The following is a 17,047-nucleotide window of genomic DNA, read 5'->3' as shown; positions in this document are numbered from 1 at the left end:
CCTGCAAGGGAAGAGCGACATCGCGACATGCAAGCATGTCGCTGAGATGTCCGCGCTCCGGGCCTCACCGTATCGGCAGCACATTCGTATATTTCACCTGCGCCAGAGCGAAGCTTGATTCGATCGAGGCGAGGCCGTCGAGGCGGGTGAGCTTTTCCTTGATGAAACGCTCATAGGCGGCAAGATCGGCACAGACCACGCGCAGGAGATAATCGCGCGTGCCGGTCATCAGATAGCATTCCAGCACTTCGGGCCAGGGTGCGATGGCGGCAGCGAAACGGTCGAGATCCTCTTCGCGCTGGCGTTCGAGCTTGATCGAGATGAACACGCTGACCGGCAGCCCGACCTCCTTCTGCTCGACCACGGCGACATAGCCGCGGATGACGCCGCTCTCTTCCAGTTGCCGCACGCGGCGCAGGCAGGGTGAATGCGACAGGCCGACCTGCTCGGCCAGGGCCTGCACCGTCATGCGGCCATCCTCCTGCAGCAGGCGGAGGATCTTGTTGTCGATGGCGTCGAGTGCAGTCATTATCTCGCTCTGCGCAATTTATGTGCATTCCCGGTCACGAATGGCGATACTCTCTAAAGCCATGTGTTGCGGCCTTCAAGATCAACCAAAATCGCCCCTCGTCTTTTGCTATAACAGGCCAGTTCAGCTGGAATCTCCGTCATGGCCGACCCTCGTCTCCCCTTTCTCGCCGCCCTCGAACGCAAGGCCCTGTGGCTGTCCTCCTGGATGATCCACAATGCCAACCATCTGCGCGCGAAGGAGGATGGCCTCAAGATCGGCGGTCATCAGGCCTCCTCGGCCTCGCTGGCAACAATCATGACGGCGCTCTATGGTGCGGTGCTCAGGCCGCAGGACCGCGTCGCGGTGAAGCCGCACGCCTCCCCGGTCTTCCACGCGCTCAACTATCTCTTTGGCCTGCAGACTCTCGATAAGCTCAAGAATTTCCGTGGCTTCAAGGGCGCCCAGAGCTATCCTTCTCGCACCAAGGATGTCGACGACGTCGACTTCTCCACCGGTTCCGTCGGCCTCGGCGTGGCCCAGACCCTGTTTTCGGCCCTGGTGCAGGATTACGTGAAGGCGAAGGGCTGGGGCGACTGGCCGGAAGGACGGATGATCTCCCTCGTCGGCGATGCCGAGATGGACGAAGGCAATATTTTCGAGGCCCTGCTGGAGGGCTGGAAGCAGGGCGTGCGCAACGTTTGGTGGATCGTCGACTATAATCGCCAGTCACTCGATGCCGTGGTGCGCGAGGGCCTGTGGCAACGTTTCGAATCGATCTTCCGCAATTTCGGCTGGGAGGTGGTCATCCTCAAATATGGCCGCCTGCTCGAGGCTGCCTTCGCCGAGCCGGGCGGTGAGGCGCTGCGGCACTGGATCGACAACTGCCCCAACCAGCTCTACGCGGCGCTGTGCTATCAGGGCGGAGCGGCCTGGCGTCGCCATCTCAACGATGCCATCGGCGACCAGAGCGAGGTCAGCAGGCTGATCCAGAGCCGCTCCGACGCTGATCTTGCGGCGTTGATGACCAATCTCGCCGGCCACGACATGCCGAGCCTGCTGGACGCCTTCGAGGCGGCGGCCCGTCATGACCGTCCGACCTGCTTCATCGCCTACACGGTCAAGGGCTTCGGCCTGCCCTTCCAGGGGCACAAGGACAATCATGCCGGCCTGATGACGCCGGCCCAGATGGAGACCTGGCAGCAGGCGATGGCCATCCGCCCCGGGCATGAATGGGACAGATTCGAGGGGCTGGAGCTGACGCCTGAGGCCATGCAGGCTGCGCTCGATCGGGTGCCCTTCGTACAGAAGGGAAGGCGGCGTCTGGCCGCCCCCAAGGTCGAGGTGCCCGCCACACTGCCCTATCGGGCATCCGCCTCGATGTCGACCCAGCAGGGTTTCGGCCTCATCCTCAACGACCTCGCCGCCACCGATTTGCCAGTGGCCGAGCGTATCGTCACCACGGCGCCCGACGTCACCGTCTCCACCAATCTCGGCGGCTGGGTCAACCGGCGCGGCCTGTTCGCGCGCGAGGAACTGGCCGATGTCTTCAAGAAGGAGAAGATCCCCTCGACCTTCGCCTGGGACTTCTCGCCCAAGGGGCAGCATATTGAACTCGGCATTGCCGAGATGAACCTCTTCATCCTGCTCTCGGCGCTGGGCCTGTCGCATTCCATCAATGGCGAGCGGCTGCTGCCGATCGGCACGCTCTATGATCCGTTCATCCAGCGCGGCCTCGATGCCCTCAATTATGCCTGCTACCAGGACGCCCGCTTCATGGTGGTGGCGACGCCGTCGGGCGTCACCCTGGCGCCGGAAGGCGGGGCGCACCAGTCGATCGCCACGCCGCTGATCGGCTTGGCCCAGGACGGTCTCGCCGCCTTCGAGCCAGCCTTCGTCGACGAACTGGCGGTGATCATGCGCTTTGCCTTCGACTATATGCAGCGGGACGGCGAAGGTGACCGCGACGAGACCACCTGGCTGCGCGACGAGACCGGCGGCTCGGTCTATCTGCGCCTGTCGACCCGCACCATCGAGCAGCCGCAGCGCACGATGTCGCCAGCGCTGGCCGCCGACATCGTCAACGGCGCCTATTGGCTGCGCCCGCCGGGGCCCAATGCCGAGATCGTGGTGGCGGCCATGGGCGCCGTGGTGCCGGAGGCGATCGAGGCCATCGGCCTGATGAGCGAGGACCGCCGCGATGCCGGCCTGTTGGTCATCACCTCCGCCGACCGGCTCAACGCCGGCTGGACGGCGGCCGAACGCGCCCGTCAGCGCGGCAATGCCGGGGCGAAGAGCCATATCGAGCGCCTGCTCGCCCCGCTTTCTCGCGATTGCGGCCTCGTCACTGTGCTGGATGGCCACCCGGCGACCCTGGCCTGGCTCGGCAGCGTGCGCGGCCAGCGCGTGACCTCGCTGGGCGTCGAGCATTTCGGCCAGACGGGCAGCATCCAGGAGCTCTATCGCCACCATGGCCTTGACGCCAATGCGATCCTGCATGCGGCCCAGGCTCTCTCGCCGGGGCGCCCGATCCGCAACCGCAGGGAACTCGCACCGGCGGAGTAGCCGCTGCTTACCCTCCCCTGGAGGGTAAAGATGGTAGTTGCATATCCTTCCCGGGGATTGCCACGAATCCTCAGCCTTGCGAGATTGAAGCTCTCGCAAGGTTATGCCGATGTCCTCCTCCGTCCTGCGCGTTGCCACCTTCAACACCCAGCTGCTGGCGAGGCCCGGCGTGCGCTTCCACGAGCAGCCGCCCTATTCGCCCGAGGAGTATGAGGCCAAGACCGCCTTCATCGGCGGGCTGCTCGAACGCGGCCAGGTCGATCTCGCCGGCTTCCAGGAAGTGTTCCACGAGGAGGCCCTGCGCGAGGCCGTGTGGAAGGCGCCGCGCCTGCAGGGCGCGACCGTCAACGCGCCGCTCGCCGATGACGACGGGCCCAAGACCCCGGATGGAGCACTCAATGCACCACGGGTCGGGCTGGCGAGCCGGCTGCCGGTGCTCAAGGTCGAATCGATCGCGGCTTTTCCTCCGGGCCTGGGCCAGGGCTTTGCCGTCAGGCGTGACGAGAACGGGCGCCAGCAGGCCGTGCCCGTTGGCATCAATTTCTTCGAGCGCCCGGTCCTGCGGGCCGAGGTCCTGTTGCCCGACAGTGTGCCGCTGACCGTCTATGTAGCGCATCTCAAGTCCCGCCGGCCGGTGGTGCTGGAGGACGAGGATCGCCGCGACCCCGCCGTGCGGGCGCTCGCCGTGGTGCGGGCCCTGCTGCAGCGCGGCGCAGAGGCCGCGGCGCTGAGGGTGATGCTGTCGCGGGAGATGGCGGGGCGGGGGACCGAGCCTCGTCCGGTGATGGTGCTGGGCGATCTCAACGACGAACTCACCAGCGTGACCACCGAACTCATCCGCGGGGAGCAGCCGCTGCCCGAAACCCTCAAGCCGCTGATGGCCGATCCCGGGGACTGGCAGCGCAAGAACCGACGCTTGTGGGACCTGCATCTCTACGCCGCGTCCGATCAACAGGCGGTGCACATCAAGGGAACGACCCTCTACACCCATATCCATTTCGGCGATTATCAGGTGCTGGACCACATCCTGTTCAGCCAGGAATTCCACAGCCGCAATCCACACCGGATCGGGGATTTCCGCTATCTCCAGGTCTATAACGACCATGTCGTCGACACGCATATGACCGACATGACCCGCAATGTCCGGACCGCCAGCGACCACGGCGTGCCGGTGGCGGAGTTCAATCTGCTCACGCCGGCTTCACGGCAACCCGTGCAAAATGGCAACGCCAATGGCAGAACTGTGCCTTCCGGCACCGCGAATGCTTAACTTTTCGCTAAGACTTCCGTAACATCATGGTTACGAAATCGTTTCACAGGCCGAATCGTGACGGGAAAGATCCTCATCGTTCTGCATCAGGAACACTCCTCGCCCGGGCGGATCGGGCGCTTCCTGATCGAACGCGGCTATGAGCTCGATATCAGGCGCCCCCGCTTCGACGATCCCCTGCCGCAGACGATGTGCGATCACGCCGGCGCTGTGATTTTCGGTGGGCCGATGAGCGTGAATGACGAGGAAGCCTGGATCCGCCGCGAGATCGACTGGATCGGCGTGCCGTTGAACGAGAACAAGCCTTTTCTCGGTGTCTGCCTCGGTGCCCAGATGCTGACGCGCCATCTCGGCGGCCGGGTCTCGCGCCATGAGGGCGGCAAGGTCGAAATCGGCTATTGGCCGATCGAGCCGACCCAGGACGGCCGCGCCCTGATGTCCTGGCCGAGCCATGTCTATCATTGGCACAATGAAGGCTCGGAGCATGTGCGGGGCACGCGGCTGCTTGCGACCGGCAAGACCTTCGCCAATCAGGCCTTCGCCTGCGGACGGGCCGCTTATGGCCTGCAGTTCCACCCAGAAGTCACCTATCTGATGATGAATCGCTGGACCACCGGCAGCGAGGAAAGCTTCAAATTGTCGGGCGCGCAGGATCGTGAGCAGCAATTCTCGGGCCGTTACCAATATGACCCGGGCATGCAGCAGTGGCTGCATGGCTTCCTCGATTTGTGGCTGACGCCGGCGATGGCGATGGCGGCTGAGTAGGAAGAGAACAGTATATCAGCAAGCATCAGTCTTGCCGGTTTGGCACGGAACCGGAGGGTAGATCTCCACAGCTCCATCAATTGATGGAGCGAGATCGACCACCTTGCCCTCCTCATCCGCGGCGTTTCCAAGATGGTCGATCTGGAGATCGACCCTCCATTATCCTTCCAGCTTGGCCAGCGCTTCCGCCGCCAGAAGCTTCGTCAGCTCGCCCGCCGAAGAGCCATCCCGGGCGAGGCGTGCGGCCTGGCCGGACCATAGCGACATGAAATCGCCCGAGCCCTGCGGTTCCGTCTTGGCGCGCAGCGGCGCCAGCGCGCCGCCCGCGAGCGGGAAGGCGGGGGCGAGGTCCGATATCGGGCCGACTTCGCGCATCAGGCGGTTGACGATGCCGCGGGCCGGCCGCCCGGTGAACAGATTGGTGAGCGCCGTCTTGTCGGCGTCGGGACTGCGCAAGGCAGCCGCGTGCGGAGCTGCGAGCCGCGCCTGCGGCGTGAACAGATAGGCTGTGCCGATCTGCACCGCCGCGGCGCCCAGGGCGAAGGCGGCCACGATGCCGCGGGCGTCGGTAATGCCACCGGCCGCGATCACCGGTACCTTCACAGCGTCCACCACCTGTGGCACCAGCGCGAAGGTGCCGATCTGGGTGGCGATGTCGTCGGTAAGGAAAATGCCGCGATGGCCGCCCGCTTCGGAGCCCTGGGCGATGATGGCGTCGCAGCCACGATCCTCGAGCCAGCGCGCTTCGTCGACCGTGGTGGCGGAGGACAGGATCTTGGCGCCTGTCACCCGCACACGGTCGAGCAGGGATTTTTCGGGCAGGCCGAAATGGAAGCTGACGATTTTGGGCCTGAACTCCTCGACGATGGTACAGAGCGTATCGTCGAAGGGCGCCCGGTTCGAGCTCGGAATCGGAGCGGCTGGATCGATGCCGGTTTCGCGATAATAGGGTTCGAGCCGTTTGCGCCAGCCGGCCTCACGGGCCTGGTCGGGCTCGGGCGCGATGTGGCTGAAGAAATTGACGCTGATCGGCTTGGTGGTCTGCTGGCGGATGATGCCGAGCTCGGTGCGGACCTGTTCGGGCGTCAGCGTGGCACAGGGGAGGGAGCCGAGCCCGCCTGCCTCGCTGACCTCGATCACCATTTCATAATGGCTCGGGCCTGCCATCGGCGCCTGGATGATAGGGATCTCGATACCGAAGAGCTCCTGAATGCGCCGATCGGGCCACATTGCCATTCTCCTTGATCTGCCTCGCTGTCTTGCCAGCGCCAGCATAAGTAAGTGAAGGCAGCTCTATCATTTCTTATTTAAAAACGATATTAATTTTTAATTCTTTAAATGAGAACGAAATTGGACCTGTCATCCCTCGATATCTTTCGCACCGTCGCCGCCGAGCAGAGCGTCACCCGAGCTTCGAGCCGGCTGGGGCGGGCGCCTTCCAACGTCACCACGCGGGTCCAGCAACTCGAACGGGAACTCGGCGTTGCCTTGTTCAGCCGCGAGGGCAAGCGCATGCGCCTGACCCGGGAAGGCGAGATCTTCCTGTCCTATACTCATCGGCTGCTTGCCCTCGCGGACGAAGCCCGCAGTGCGGTGAAACCGTCGGGTCCGGCGGGACTGTTCCGGGTCGGAGCGATGGAGAGCACGGCGGCGAGCCGTTTGCCGCCGGTCCTGGCGCGGTTTCATGCCGCCTGGCCCGCCGTATCATTGCAACTGACCACCGGCGGCACAAAGGGGCTGATCCGCCGGCTCCTTGCCCATGAACTCGATTGCGCCCTGATCGGCAAGCCGCCGATGGAAGGGATCGACACCGGCTATGATGCCGAACGGCTGGAGGCCGAGCACGTCTTCACCGAAGACCTGCTCATCGTGCTGCCTTCCAGTCATCCTCCCATCGGCACGGCCGCCGATCTCAGGGTAGAGAGTTTTGCTGTGCTGGAACCCGGTTGCACCTACCGGGCCGTCGCCGAACATTGGGCTGAAGGCGTCAAGGGGCTGCGGGTGCAGGAACTCTCGTCCTACCACGCCATGCTGGCCGCCGTTTCGGCCGGCAATGCCGTCGGCGTCATGCCACGTTCCGTGCTCGACCTCCTGCCGGGCGGGAGCGGCGTTCAGACCCACCGCCTCGGGCCGATCGAAACGCTGCTCATCCGCCGCCGGGGCGAGGCATTGCCGGCCTTCGAGGCATTCCGGCAGGCGCTGCGGGAGGGGTGATTGCATTTGGCAGTTCGGCATCTGCGAGTTCCTCTGGAGGGTTTGCTTCCTTCCTCGTGCCGCGATTGTCGTTCTGATTCTTTAGTGATCGACAAATAATTTTCTTGACTTGAATGCCTCAGGTTCCATTCTTTGTCGATCAACAAAGAATGGAACCTGAGATGTCGTCATTGGAACGAGGCCTGGAACTGGGGGCTGGGCGCGCGCGGGCTGCCGGATCCGGCTGGGCCCTGGCCCTGCTGGCCTTCGCCCAGCTCATCATTGCGCTGGATCTGAACATCGTTTTCGTCGCCCTGCCTGAAATCGGCGCGGGACTCGGCTTTTCCGGCCAGACTCTGCAATGGGTGGTCAGCGCCTATACCGTGTTCTGCGGCGGTTTCCTCCTGTTCGGAGGCCGCGCGGCCGATCTCATCGGCCAGCGGCGCGTCTTCGTCTTCGCACTGGCACTCTATGCCCTGTCCTCGCTGGCCGGCGGCCTTGCCGGTTCGCCGGCCGTCATCATCGCGGCACGCGCGGTCCAGGGCATCGGTGGCGCCTTCCTGTTTCCGGCGACCCTGTCTCTGGTGAACCGGCTTTTTGCCGAGGGACCGGAACGTAACCGCGCCTTGGCGGTCTGGGGCGGTGCGGGCGCCAGCGGCCTGACCATCGGCTCGCTGGCCGGCGGCTTCCTGACCGCTGCCTTCGGTTGGCCGGCGGTGTTCTATGTCAATGTGGTCCTCGCCGTCATCGCCATCCCAGCCGCTTTCTTCGTGATCCCGCGCGATCCGGAGCGGCGCGAACATCGGCGCTTCGACCTGCCCGGCGCCATTGCCGTGACGATGGGTGCGACCCTGCTGGTCTTCACGCTGGTGCAGGGCCCAGACTATGGCTGGACCGCGCCGAGCATCCTGGCGAGTGCGGTGCTGGCCGTCTTCTTTCTGTCGGTCTTCGCCCTGATCGAGGCGCGCAGCCGCGATCCCCTGATGCCGCTGCGCCTGTTCCGCAATGCCAGCCTGGTGGCGGGCATGACGATCACCTTCCTCTATATGGCGACCTTCGGGGCGCTGCCCTATTTCCTCACCGTGCTGTTCCAGACCGTGCATGGCTTTTCGGCGCTCGAAACCGGGCTTGCCTTCTTGGTGCCGTCACTGGCCATCGCGGCCGGGACGCAGCTCGGCGAGCGCCTCGCGACGCGGATCTCCACGCGTCCCACCCTGGTCTGGGGCATGCTGGTGGGTGCCGTCGGCACGGCGCTGATGGTGCCTGGCGCCAGCGTCGGGGCGGGCTATCTGGCGATCGTTCCCGGCGTGATCGTCTCGGGGGTGGGACAGGGCATCGTCTGGACCGCCATGTGGATCGCGGCGGCCTCCGGCGTACATCATGACGAGCAGGGCATCGCCTCCGGCATGGCTTCGACGACGCTCAATATCGGCAATGCCGTCGGCCTCGCCATCCTGATCGCCATTGCCAACCGCCATGTCGGCGGCCTTTCGGGCGAGGCGTTGAGAGGTGCAATGGCCGAGGGGGCGCAACTCTCTTTCTGGCTTGCCGCTGCCGGCATCCTGGTCAGTCTGCTGGCAACAGTCGCCGTGCCACGCCGGCGCTGATCCTTCCTGGGAAGGCCGGCTTGCAGGAGAGGAAGGGCCGGCTGAAAGCCGGTGCTCCTGGAATCCTCAATCCTTCAAACAGGCATCCGCCAGTTTCTGGAAGGAGCGGGCGCGGTGGGAGATGGTGTTCTTCTGCGCTTCCGTCATCTCGGCGAAGGTCTTGTCCGAACCGTCGGGCTGGAACATCGGATCATAGCCATGGCCATGGCCGCCGCGGGTTGGCCAGACCAGCGTGCCTTCGGCCCGCCCCTCGAAGGTTTCGGAATGGCCGTCGGGCCAGACCACGGTGAGGACGGAGACGAAGCTGCCGCGCCGCCGGGCCGGCTCGGTGGCCCCGACGGCGAGGAGTTCGTCCTGGGCTTTCTGCATGGCGACGTCCCAGTCGCGGGTCGGACCGGACCAGTCGGCGGTATAGACGCCCGGCGCCCCGTCCAGGGCTTCGATGCACAGGCCTGAATCGTCGGCGATGGCCGGCAGCCCGGTGGCTTCGAGGGCGGCGAGCGCCTTGATGCGGGCATTCTCGACGAAAGTCGTGCCAGTCTCCTCCGGCACGGGCAGGCCGAGCTGGCCGACGGAGACGACATCCACGCCGTAAGGCGCCATCAGGGCCTTGAACTCGGAGAGCTTGCCGTTGTTGTGCGTGGCCAGCACTAGCTTTCCGGCGAGACGGCGGCCCATTACGCCACCGTCTGCTTCTGCAATTCGACCAGTTCGCCGATACCCTTGCGGGCCAGCGCCAGCATTTCAAGGAACTGGTCCTGGCTGAAGGGCGCGCCTTCGGCCGTACCCTGGATCTCAACGAGGCCGCCGGAGCCCGTCATCACGAAATTGGCATCGGTCATCGCTTCCGAATCCTCGGCATAGTCGAGGTCGAGCACGGCATTTCCCTTCGAGATGCCGCAGGAGATCGCCGCGACATGGTCCTTGATCGGACTGACGGTGAGCATCTTGCGCTCCATCATCCACTTCACGCATTCCTGCAGGGCGACGAAGCCGCCGGTGATCGAGGCGGTACGGGTGCCGCCATCGGCCTGCAGCACGTCGCAATCGATGGTGATCTGCTTCTCGCCCAGGCGCACCAGATCGACCACGGCGCGTAGCGAGCGGCCGACCAGGCGCTGGATCTCCTGGGTGCGGCCGGAAGGCTTGCCCGAGGTGGATTCGCGGCGCGTACGCTCATGTGTGGCGCGCGGCAGCATGGCATACTCGGCCGTGACCCAGCCCTTGCCGGTGCCGCGCAGCCAGGAAGGCGGCTTTTCTTCGAGGCTGGCGGTGCACAGCACATGGGTTTCGCCAAATTTGATCAGGCAAGAGCCTTCGGCATAGCGGGCGACGTTACGCTCGATTGAAACGGGGCGCAGCTCGTCGGGGGCGCGGCGGGAGGGACGCATCGGATTCTCCAAATTTGTGGCCGCCTTGTAGCCCGGCCGGCGCCGCCTGTCACGGTACCGTGCATATTGCGTGGCACTGAAAGGAGGTAAGTTCGCGTCAGGCCACCGCCGGGTGGTCCCTGGGAGCAGAGCGATCCTACCTGGATGGGTAGGGCGGCGGATTCAGAAGAAAATCACAAGAACCGTGTTACATGTTACAAAAAATGAAATTTGTAACATTGATTTTCGGCCTGAATCTTGTCGGGAGAGGAATGTATTCCTATCTATCATCTTGTTGATTAAAAAGAGTTATTCTATCTCCATCTGCATCCTCGAGACGCGATGGGGGGGGCATTTCAACCTGGGGTCGCCTATCGCTTGAACCCCGCTTCCAAAGGGGCTATCGGAGGGGGAGAACGAAACTCACCTTTGGCTACAATCTCAGGGACATTACGTTATGGCACGTAGCAAGATCGCTCTCATCGGGGCGGGACAGATCGGTGGTACGCTGGCTCTTCTGGCCGGTCTGAAGGAACTGGGCGATATCGTGCTCTTCGACGTGATGGAAGGCGTGCCGCAGGGCAAGGCTCTCGACATCGCCGAGGCGTCTCCGGTCGACGGCTTCGACGTCAAGCTTGCCGGCACCCAGAGCTACGAAGGCATCAAGGGCGCCGATGTGGTGATCGTCACCGCCGGCGTGCCGCGTAAGCCCGGCATGAGCCGCGACGATCTCCTCACCATCAACCTCAAGGTGATGGAGCAGGTCGGTGCCGGCATCGCCAAATATGCCCCGGACGCTTTCGTCATCTGCATCACCAATCCGCTCGACGCCATGGTCTGGGCGCTGCAGAAGTCCTGCGGCCTGCCGGCCAACAAGGTCGTCGGCATGGCTGGCGTGCTCGACTCCTCGCGCTTCCGCCATTTCCTGGCCGACGAGTTCAACGTCTCGGTGGAAGACGTCACCGCCTTCGTGCTCGGCGGCCATGGTGACACCATGGTTCCCTCCGTGCGCTACTCCACCGTGGCCGGCATCCCGCTGCCCGACCTCATCAAGATGGGCTGGATCACCGAGGCGCGCCTCGCCGAGATCGTTCAGCGCACCCGTGACGGCGGCGCCGAGATCGTCAACCTCTTGAAGACCGGCTCGGCCTTCTATGCACCCGCCGCCTCCGCGATCGTGATGGCCGAGAGCTATCTCAAGGACAAGAAGCGCGTGCTGCCCTGCGCCGCGCAACTCACCGGCCAGTATGGCGTCAAGGACCTCTATGTCGGCGTGCCCGTGGTTCTCGGCGCTGGCGGTGTCGAGCGCATCGTCGAGATCCAGCTCGACAAGGAAGAGCGCGCCGGCTTCGAGAAGTCGGTCAACGCGGTGAAGTCGCTGGTCGACGCCTGCAAGGCCATCGCTCCCTCGCTCGCCTGATCCCAAGCACAAAGCGTTCGAACGAAGACGCGTCTTTGGGGTTTGAGGCGATTTCACCAAACCCCAAAGACGCTTTAGCCAATCTGGAGCTACTGGCCATGAACATCCATGAATACCAGGCGAAAGCGGTCCTGAAGGAATTCGGCCTGCCCATATCGAAGGGCGTGCCTGCGCTGACGGTTGAGGAAGCGGTGAAGGGGGCCAAGGAGCTTCCGGGTCCGCTTTATGTGGTGAAGTCGCAGATCCATGCGGGCGGGCGCGGCAAGGGCAAGTTCAAGGAACTGCCTGCCGATGCCAAGGGCGGTGTGCGCCTGGCCAAGTCGATCGAGGATGTGCGTGCCAGTGCGCAGGAGATGCTGGGCAACACGCTGGTGACGGTGCAGACCGGTCCGGCCGGCAAGCAGGTCAACCGGCTCTATATCGAGGACGGCTCGGACATCGAGAAGGAGTTCTACCTCTCGGTGCTGGTCGACCGCGAGACCAGCCGCGTTGCCTTCGTGGTTTCCACCGAGGGCGGCATGGACATCGAGAAGGTGGCCCATGAGACGCCGGAGAAGATCGTGACCTTCTCGGTCGATCCGGCCACCGGGGTGATGGGCCATCACGGCCTGGCGGTCGCCAAGGCGCTCGGGCTTTCCGGGGACCTGGCCAAGCAGGCGGTCAGCCTGACCACCAAGCTCTACACCGCCTTCGTGGCCAAGGACATGGCGCTGCTGGAGATCAATCCCCTGATCGTCACCAAGGACGGCCAGCTCAAATGCCTGGACGCCAAGATGGGCTTTGATGCCAACGCCCTCTACCGCCATCCCGACATCGTGGCGCTGCGCGACGAGTCGGAAGAGGATCCCAAGGAGATCGAGGCCTCGCGCTACGATCTCAGTTACATCGCCCTCGACGGCTCGATCGGCTGCATGGTGAACGGGGCTGGCTTGGCCATGGCCACGCTCGACATCATCAAGCTCTATGGCGAGGAGCCGGCCAACTTCCTGGATGTCGGCGGCGGTGCCACCAAGGAGAAGGTGACGGCGGCCTTCAAGATCATCACGGCCGATCCGAAAGTGAAGGGCATCCTGGTCAACATCTTCGGCGGCATCATGAAATGCGACGTGATCGCCGAGGGCGTGATCGCCGCGGTGCAGGAAGTCGGCCTGAAGATCCCGCTGGTGGTGCGGCTCGAAGGCACCAATGTCGAACTCGGCAAGCAGATCATCCGTGAATCCGGCCTCAATGTGATTGCTGCCGACGACCTCGACGATGCCGCCCAGAAGATTGTCAAAGCCGTGCGGGAAGCCAAGTAATGTCGATCCTGATCAACAAGCAAACCCGAGTGATCTGCCAGGGCTTCACTGGCAAGAACGGCACCTTCCATTCCGAGCAGGCGCTCAAATATGGCACGCAGCTGGTGGGGGGCACCTCGCCGGGCAAGGGCGGCTCGCAGCATCTGGGCCTGCCGGTGTTCGACACCGTGGCCGAGGCGCGCCATGTCACGCAGGCCGATGCCAGCGTGATCTATGTGCCGCCGCCGGGGGCGGCCGATGCGATCTGCGAGGCCATCGATGCACAGATCCCGCTGATCGTGTGCATCACCGAGGGCATCCCGGTCGCCGACATGATCAAGGTGAAGCGGTCGCTGTCGGGTTCGAAGTCGCGCCTGATCGGGCCGAACTGCCCGGGTGTGATGACGGCGGACGAATGCAAGATCGGCATCATGCCGGGCAACATCTTCAAGAAGGGCTCGGTGGGCATCGTGTCGCGCTCGGGCACGCTGACCTATGAGGCGGTGTTCCAAACCTCCAATGAGGGGCTGGGGCAGACCACGGCGGTGGGCATTGGTGGCGACCCGGTGAAGGGCACCGAGTTCATCGACATGCTGGAGATGTTCCTGGGCGATCCCGACACCCATTCGATCGTGATGATCGGGGAGATCGGCGGCTCGGCCGAGGAGGATGCGGCGCAGTTCCTGATCGACGAGGCCAAGCGCGGGCGCAAGAAGCCCACCGTCGGCTTCGTGGCCGGCCGCACCGCACCGCCCGGACGGCGCATGGGCCATGCCGGCGCCATCATCTCCGGCGGCAAGGGCGATGCCGGCTCCAAGATCGCCGCGCTCGAAGCCGCTGGCGTCAGGGTATCCCCATCCCCCGCTCGCCTCGGTACCACGCTCACCGAATTGCTGAAGGGCTGAAGCCAAAAAGGGGCTGAGATCGGACCGGGGCCGTCGCCCCGGCCCTCGGAACCGAAGGAACGGGACGATGGATCGTCAAGACGACATGAACCTGCAAAGCTTCGCCTATAGTGGCGACGCCGAGTATCTCGAAGATCTCTATGCGCGCTACGAGGACAATCCGTCCTCGGTCGACGGCGAGTGGGCGGCCTTCTTTGCCGGTCTCGCCGACGACAAGGCGATCGTCGAGAAGAATGCGCGTGGCGCGAGTTGGGCCAGACCCAACTGGCCGATTGCGGCCAATGGTGAAATCGTCTCGGCCCTCGACAGCAATTGGGGCCAGATCGAGAAGAAGGTCGGCGAGAAGATCAAGGCCAAGGCGGATGCCCAGGGCGCGGCCATCTCCTCCGAGGCCATGCTGCAGGCGACGCGCGACTCGGTGCGTGCCATCATGCTGATCCGCGCCTATCGCATGCGCGGCCACCTCTTCGCCAATCTCGATCCGCTTGGTCTGCAGGAAGCGCGCGATCACGAAGAGCTGCATCCGCAGACCTATGGCTTTTCGGAAGCCGACCTCGATCGCAAGATCTTCATCGACCATGTCCTCGGTCTGGAATTCGCGACCATCCGCGAGATCGAGACGATCCTCAAGCGCACCTATTGTTCGACCCTCGGTGTCGAGTTCATGCATGTCTCCGATCCCGCCCAGAAGGCCTGGATCCAGCAGCGCATCGAAGGGGCGGACAAGGAGATCACCTTCACCCGCGAGGGCAAGCGCGCAATCCTTTCCAAGCTGATCGAGGCCGAAGGCTTCGAGAAGTTCATCGACGTCAAATATACCGGCACCAAGCGCTTCGGCCTCGACGGTTCGGAATCGGCCATTCCCGCGCTGGAGCAGATCATCAAGCGCGGCGGCGCGCTCGGCGTGCAGGACATCGTGCTGGGCATGGCCCATCGCGGCCGCCTCAACGTGCTCGCCCAGGTGATGGGCAAGCCGCATCGCGCCATCTTCCACGAGTTCAAGGGCGGTTCCTATACGCCCGACGACGTGGAAGGCTCCGGCGACGTGAAATACCACCTCGGTGCCTCGTCGGACCGCGAGTTCGACGGCAACAAGGTGCATCTGTCACTGACCGCCAATCCGTCCCATCTCGAGATCGTCGATCCCGTGGTGCTCGGCAAGGTGCGCGCCAAGCAGGACCAGCATGGCGACACCGATTCGCGCGCCAAGGTGATGCCGCTGCTCATCCATGGCGATGCTGCTTTTGCCGGCCAGGGCGTGGTCGCCGAATGCCTGGGCCTGTCGGGCCTGAAGGGGCACCGCACCGGCGGCTCGATGCATTTCATCATCAACAACCAGATCGGCTTCACCACCTATCCGCGCTATTCGCGCTCTTCGCCCTATCCTTCCGACGTGGCGAAGATGATCGAGGCGCCGATCTTCCATGTGAATGGCGACGATCCGGAGGCGGTGGTGTTCGCCGCCAAGGTGGCGACGGAATTCCGCCAGACCTTCCACAAGACGGTCGTCATCGACATGTTCTGCTATCGCCGCTTCGGACATAACGAGGGCGACGAGCCAGGCTTCACCCAGCCCCTGATGTATCGCAAGATCCGCTCGCATCCGGGCGTGGTCGAGCTCTACTCGAACAGGCTGATCGAGACCGGCGTGGTCACCGCCGGCGAGGTCGAGAAGATGAAGGCCGACTGGCGCGCGCGCCTGGAGGCCGAACAAGAGGCTGGCCAGGCCTACAGGCCCAACAAGGCCGATTGGCTCGACGGGCAGTGGGCCGGCCTCAAGGCGATCGGTTCGGGCGACGACGATCCGCGCCGCGGCGCTACCGGCGTCGATATGGCCAAGCTCACCCAGATCGGCAATGCGCTGACCAAGCTCCCGGAAGGCTTCCAGGTCCACAAGACCATCCAGCGCTTCATGGAAACGCGCCGGAAGATGATCGAGACCGGTGAGGGACTCGATTGGGCGACCGCCGAGGCCATGGCGTTCGGCACCCTGTGCGACGAGGGCCATCGCGTGCGGCTCTCGGGCCAGGACTGCGAGCGCGGCACCTTCTCCCAGCGCCATTCCGTGCTGATCGACCAGGAGACGGAGAAGCGCTACACGCCGCTCAAGAACATCCGCGAAGGTCAGGGCAAATACGAGGTCATCAACTCGATGCTCTCGGAAGAGGCCGTGCTCGGCTTCGAATATGGCTACTCGCTGGCCGAGCCCAAGGCGCTGACGCTGTGGGAAGCCCAGTTCGGTGACTTCGCCAATGGTGCCCAGGTGGTGTTCGACCAGTTCATCTCCTCGGGCGAGCGCAAATGGCTGCGCATGTCCGGCCTGGTCTGCCTGCTGCCGCATGGCTATGAGGGGCAGGGGCCTGAGCATTCCTCGGCCCGCCTCGAGCGCTTCCTGCAGATGTGCGCCGAGGACAACATGCAGGTCGCCAACTGCACGACGCCATCGAACTATTTCCACATCCTGCGCCGGCAGCTCAAGCGCGACATCCGCAAGCCCTTGATCCTGATGACGCCGAAATCGCTGCTGCGCCACAAGCGCTGCGTCTCCAAGCTCAGCGAGATGGGGGCCGACACCACCTTCCATCGCATCCTGTGGGATGATGCCCAGTTCGGCAATTCCACCACCAAGCTGGTGGCGGACGAGAAGATCCGGCGTGTCATCCTGTGCACGGGCAAGGTCTATTACGATCTGCTCGACGAGCGCGAGAAGCGGGGCATCGACGACATCTATCTGCTGCGCGTCGAGCAGCTCTATCCCTTCCCGCTGAAGTCGCTGGCCAACGAACTGTCGCGCTTCCGCAAGGCCGATGTGGTCTGGTGCCAGGAAGAGCCCAAGAACATGGGCTCCTGGTCCTTCGTCGAGCCCTATCTGGAATGGGTGCTGGGGCAGGCGGGCACCAAGGCCAAGCGGGCTGCCTATGCCGGCCGTCCGGCTTCCGCCGCGACCGCAACGGGTCTGATGTCCAAGCATCTGGCCCAGTTGCAAGCCTTCACCGACGAAGCCCTGACGATCTGACGGGCTCACTTCGCACCGGCGGGCGGGATCTGTTCCCGCCTGCCGCAACTCCCCAGAGCAAAGCGCGTTTTGATGAAAACGCTTCCTTGCTCTAACTTTTTGTATGGACGCGTCTTTGCGATTCTTGGCGATTCCGCCAGATCGCAAAACG

13 protein-coding genes are annotated in these 17,047 nt (G+C 64.0%); 9 read left to right on the top strand and 4 right to left on the bottom strand.

Annotated features, from left to right (window positions below):
* Positions 1 to 64 precede the first annotated feature (64 nt).
* A complete protein-coding gene (locus tag ACR9ZN_RS19605) occupies positions 65 to 529 on the bottom strand; it encodes an Lrp/AsnC family transcriptional regulator (RefSeq protein WP_149253666.1) in 465 nt (154 codons plus the stop codon).
* Between the two features lie 141 nt (positions 530 to 670).
* On the opposite strand from ACR9ZN_RS19605, the gene ACR9ZN_RS19600 reads away from it, so the two are divergent.
* The 3 genes from ACR9ZN_RS19600 (at position 671) to ACR9ZN_RS19590 (ending at position 5,108) form a co-directional block, all read left to right on the top strand.
* Complete coding sequence (locus ACR9ZN_RS19600; protein WP_481272963.1) at positions 671 to 3,073, top strand: transketolase; 2,403 nt, start codon at positions 671 to 673, stop codon at positions 3,071 to 3,073.
* A gap of 109 nt (positions 3,074 to 3,182) precedes the next feature.
* Positions 3,183 to 4,343, top strand: coding sequence for an endonuclease/exonuclease/phosphatase family protein (locus tag ACR9ZN_RS19595; protein ID WP_434958128.1), 1,161 nt, complete (start codon positions 3,183 to 3,185; stop codon positions 4,341 to 4,343).
* Between the two features lie 57 nt (positions 4,344 to 4,400).
* Positions 4,401 to 5,108, top strand: coding sequence for a glutamine amidotransferase (locus ACR9ZN_RS19590; RefSeq protein WP_481272962.1), 708 nt, complete (start codon positions 4,401 to 4,403; stop codon positions 5,106 to 5,108).
* Between the two features lie 159 nt (positions 5,109 to 5,267).
* Here ACR9ZN_RS19590 and ACR9ZN_RS19585 read toward each other — a convergent pair whose 3' ends face one another.
* Positions 5,268 to 6,344: an NAD(P)H-dependent flavin oxidoreductase gene (locus ACR9ZN_RS19585; RefSeq protein ID WP_481272961.1), complete on the bottom strand. Its 1,077-nt coding sequence runs from the start codon at positions 6,342 to 6,344 to the stop codon at positions 5,268 to 5,270.
* 114 nt (positions 6,345 to 6,458) lie between these two features.
* Here ACR9ZN_RS19585 and ACR9ZN_RS19580 point away from each other — a divergent pair, with 114 nt between their 5' ends.
* Positions 6,459 to 7,322 (top strand): LysR substrate-binding domain-containing protein, encoded by an 864-nt coding sequence (locus ACR9ZN_RS19580; protein WP_481272960.1) that lies wholly within the window; start codon positions 6,459 to 6,461, stop codon positions 7,320 to 7,322.
* Positions 7,323 to 7,483: 161 nt separating this feature from the next.
* Complete coding sequence (locus ACR9ZN_RS19575) at positions 7,484 to 8,908, top strand: MFS transporter (RefSeq protein ID WP_454815950.1); 1,425 nt, start codon at positions 7,484 to 7,486, stop codon at positions 8,906 to 8,908.
* 66 nt (positions 8,909 to 8,974) lie between these two features.
* On the opposite strand, the gene rdgB is transcribed toward ACR9ZN_RS19575, so the two are convergent.
* Positions 8,975 to 9,586, bottom strand: coding sequence for an RdgB/HAM1 family non-canonical purine NTP pyrophosphatase (rdgB, locus tag ACR9ZN_RS19570; protein WP_434958123.1), 612 nt, complete (start codon positions 9,584 to 9,586; stop codon positions 8,975 to 8,977).
* Positions 9,586 to 10,299: a ribonuclease PH gene (rph, locus tag ACR9ZN_RS19565; RefSeq protein ID WP_454815948.1), complete on the bottom strand. Its 714-nt coding sequence runs from the start codon at positions 10,297 to 10,299 to the stop codon at positions 9,586 to 9,588. Before rph ends, rdgB begins: the two co-directional genes overlap by 1 nt.
* A gap of 436 nt (positions 10,300 to 10,735) precedes the next feature.
* On the opposite strand from rph, the gene mdh reads away from it, so the two are divergent.
* From mdh to ACR9ZN_RS19545, 4 genes are all read left to right on the top strand, one after another.
* Positions 10,736 to 11,698 (top strand): malate dehydrogenase, encoded by a 963-nt coding sequence (gene mdh / locus ACR9ZN_RS19560; RefSeq protein ID WP_434958121.1) that lies wholly within the window; start codon positions 10,736 to 10,738, stop codon positions 11,696 to 11,698.
* A 98-nt stretch (positions 11,699 to 11,796) separates the two neighbouring features.
* Entirely contained in the window at positions 11,797 to 12,996 is a 1,200-nt protein-coding gene (gene sucC, locus ACR9ZN_RS19555) for an ADP-forming succinate--CoA ligase subunit beta (RefSeq protein ID WP_454815946.1), read from the top strand.
* Positions 12,996 to 13,880 carry a succinate--CoA ligase subunit alpha gene (sucD, locus tag ACR9ZN_RS19550; RefSeq protein WP_454815944.1) on the top strand — a complete coding sequence of 295 codons (885 nt, stop codon included), beginning with the start codon at positions 12,996 to 12,998 and terminating at the stop codon, positions 13,878 to 13,880. The genes sucC and sucD overlap by 1 nt, the downstream gene beginning before the upstream one ends.
* Positions 13,881 to 13,947: 67 nt before the next feature.
* Entirely contained in the window at positions 13,948 to 16,896 is a 2,949-nt protein-coding gene (locus tag ACR9ZN_RS19545; protein WP_434958118.1) for a 2-oxoglutarate dehydrogenase E1 component, read from the top strand.
* The last annotated feature ends 151 nt before the right edge of the window (positions 16,897 to 17,047 follow it).

Source organism: Labrys sp. HAY1-8F (assembly GCF_056754975.1).
The sequence above is the reverse complement of the archived record's forward strand: the minus strand, read 5'-3'. Positions and strand labels throughout refer to the sequence as shown.

Excerpts from the sequence above, each read along its gene's own strand:
- ACR9ZN_RS19605 (WP_149253666.1), bottom strand. The coding sequence starts at position 529 with ATGACTGCACTCGACGCCATCGACAACAAGATCCTCCGCCTGCTGCAG.
- ACR9ZN_RS19600 (WP_481272963.1), top strand. The coding sequence starts at position 671 with ATGGCCGACCCTCGTCTCCCCTTTCTCGCCGCCCTCGAACGCAAGGCC.
- ACR9ZN_RS19595 (WP_434958128.1), top strand. The coding sequence starts at position 3,183 with ATGTCCTCCTCCGTCCTGCGCGTTGCCACCTTCAACACCCAGCTGCTG.
- ACR9ZN_RS19585 (WP_481272961.1), bottom strand. The coding sequence starts at position 6,344 with ATGGCAATGTGGCCCGATCGGCGCATTCAGGAGCTCTTCGGTATCGAG.
- ACR9ZN_RS19575 (WP_454815950.1), top strand. The coding sequence starts at position 7,484 with ATGTCGTCATTGGAACGAGGCCTGGAACTGGGGGCTGGGCGCGCGCGG.
- rdgB (WP_434958123.1), bottom strand. The coding sequence starts at position 9,586 with ATGGGCCGCCGTCTCGCCGGAAAGCTAGTGCTGGCCACGCACAACAAC.
- rph (WP_454815948.1), bottom strand. The coding sequence starts at position 10,299 with ATGCGTCCCTCCCGCCGCGCCCCCGACGAGCTGCGCCCCGTTTCAATC.
- mdh (WP_434958121.1), top strand. The coding sequence starts at position 10,736 with ATGGCACGTAGCAAGATCGCTCTCATCGGGGCGGGACAGATCGGTGGT.
- sucC (WP_454815946.1), top strand. The coding sequence starts at position 11,797 with ATGAACATCCATGAATACCAGGCGAAAGCGGTCCTGAAGGAATTCGGC.
- sucD (WP_454815944.1), top strand. The coding sequence starts at position 12,996 with ATGTCGATCCTGATCAACAAGCAAACCCGAGTGATCTGCCAGGGCTTC.
- ACR9ZN_RS19545 (WP_434958118.1), top strand. The coding sequence starts at position 13,948 with ATGGATCGTCAAGACGACATGAACCTGCAAAGCTTCGCCTATAGTGGC.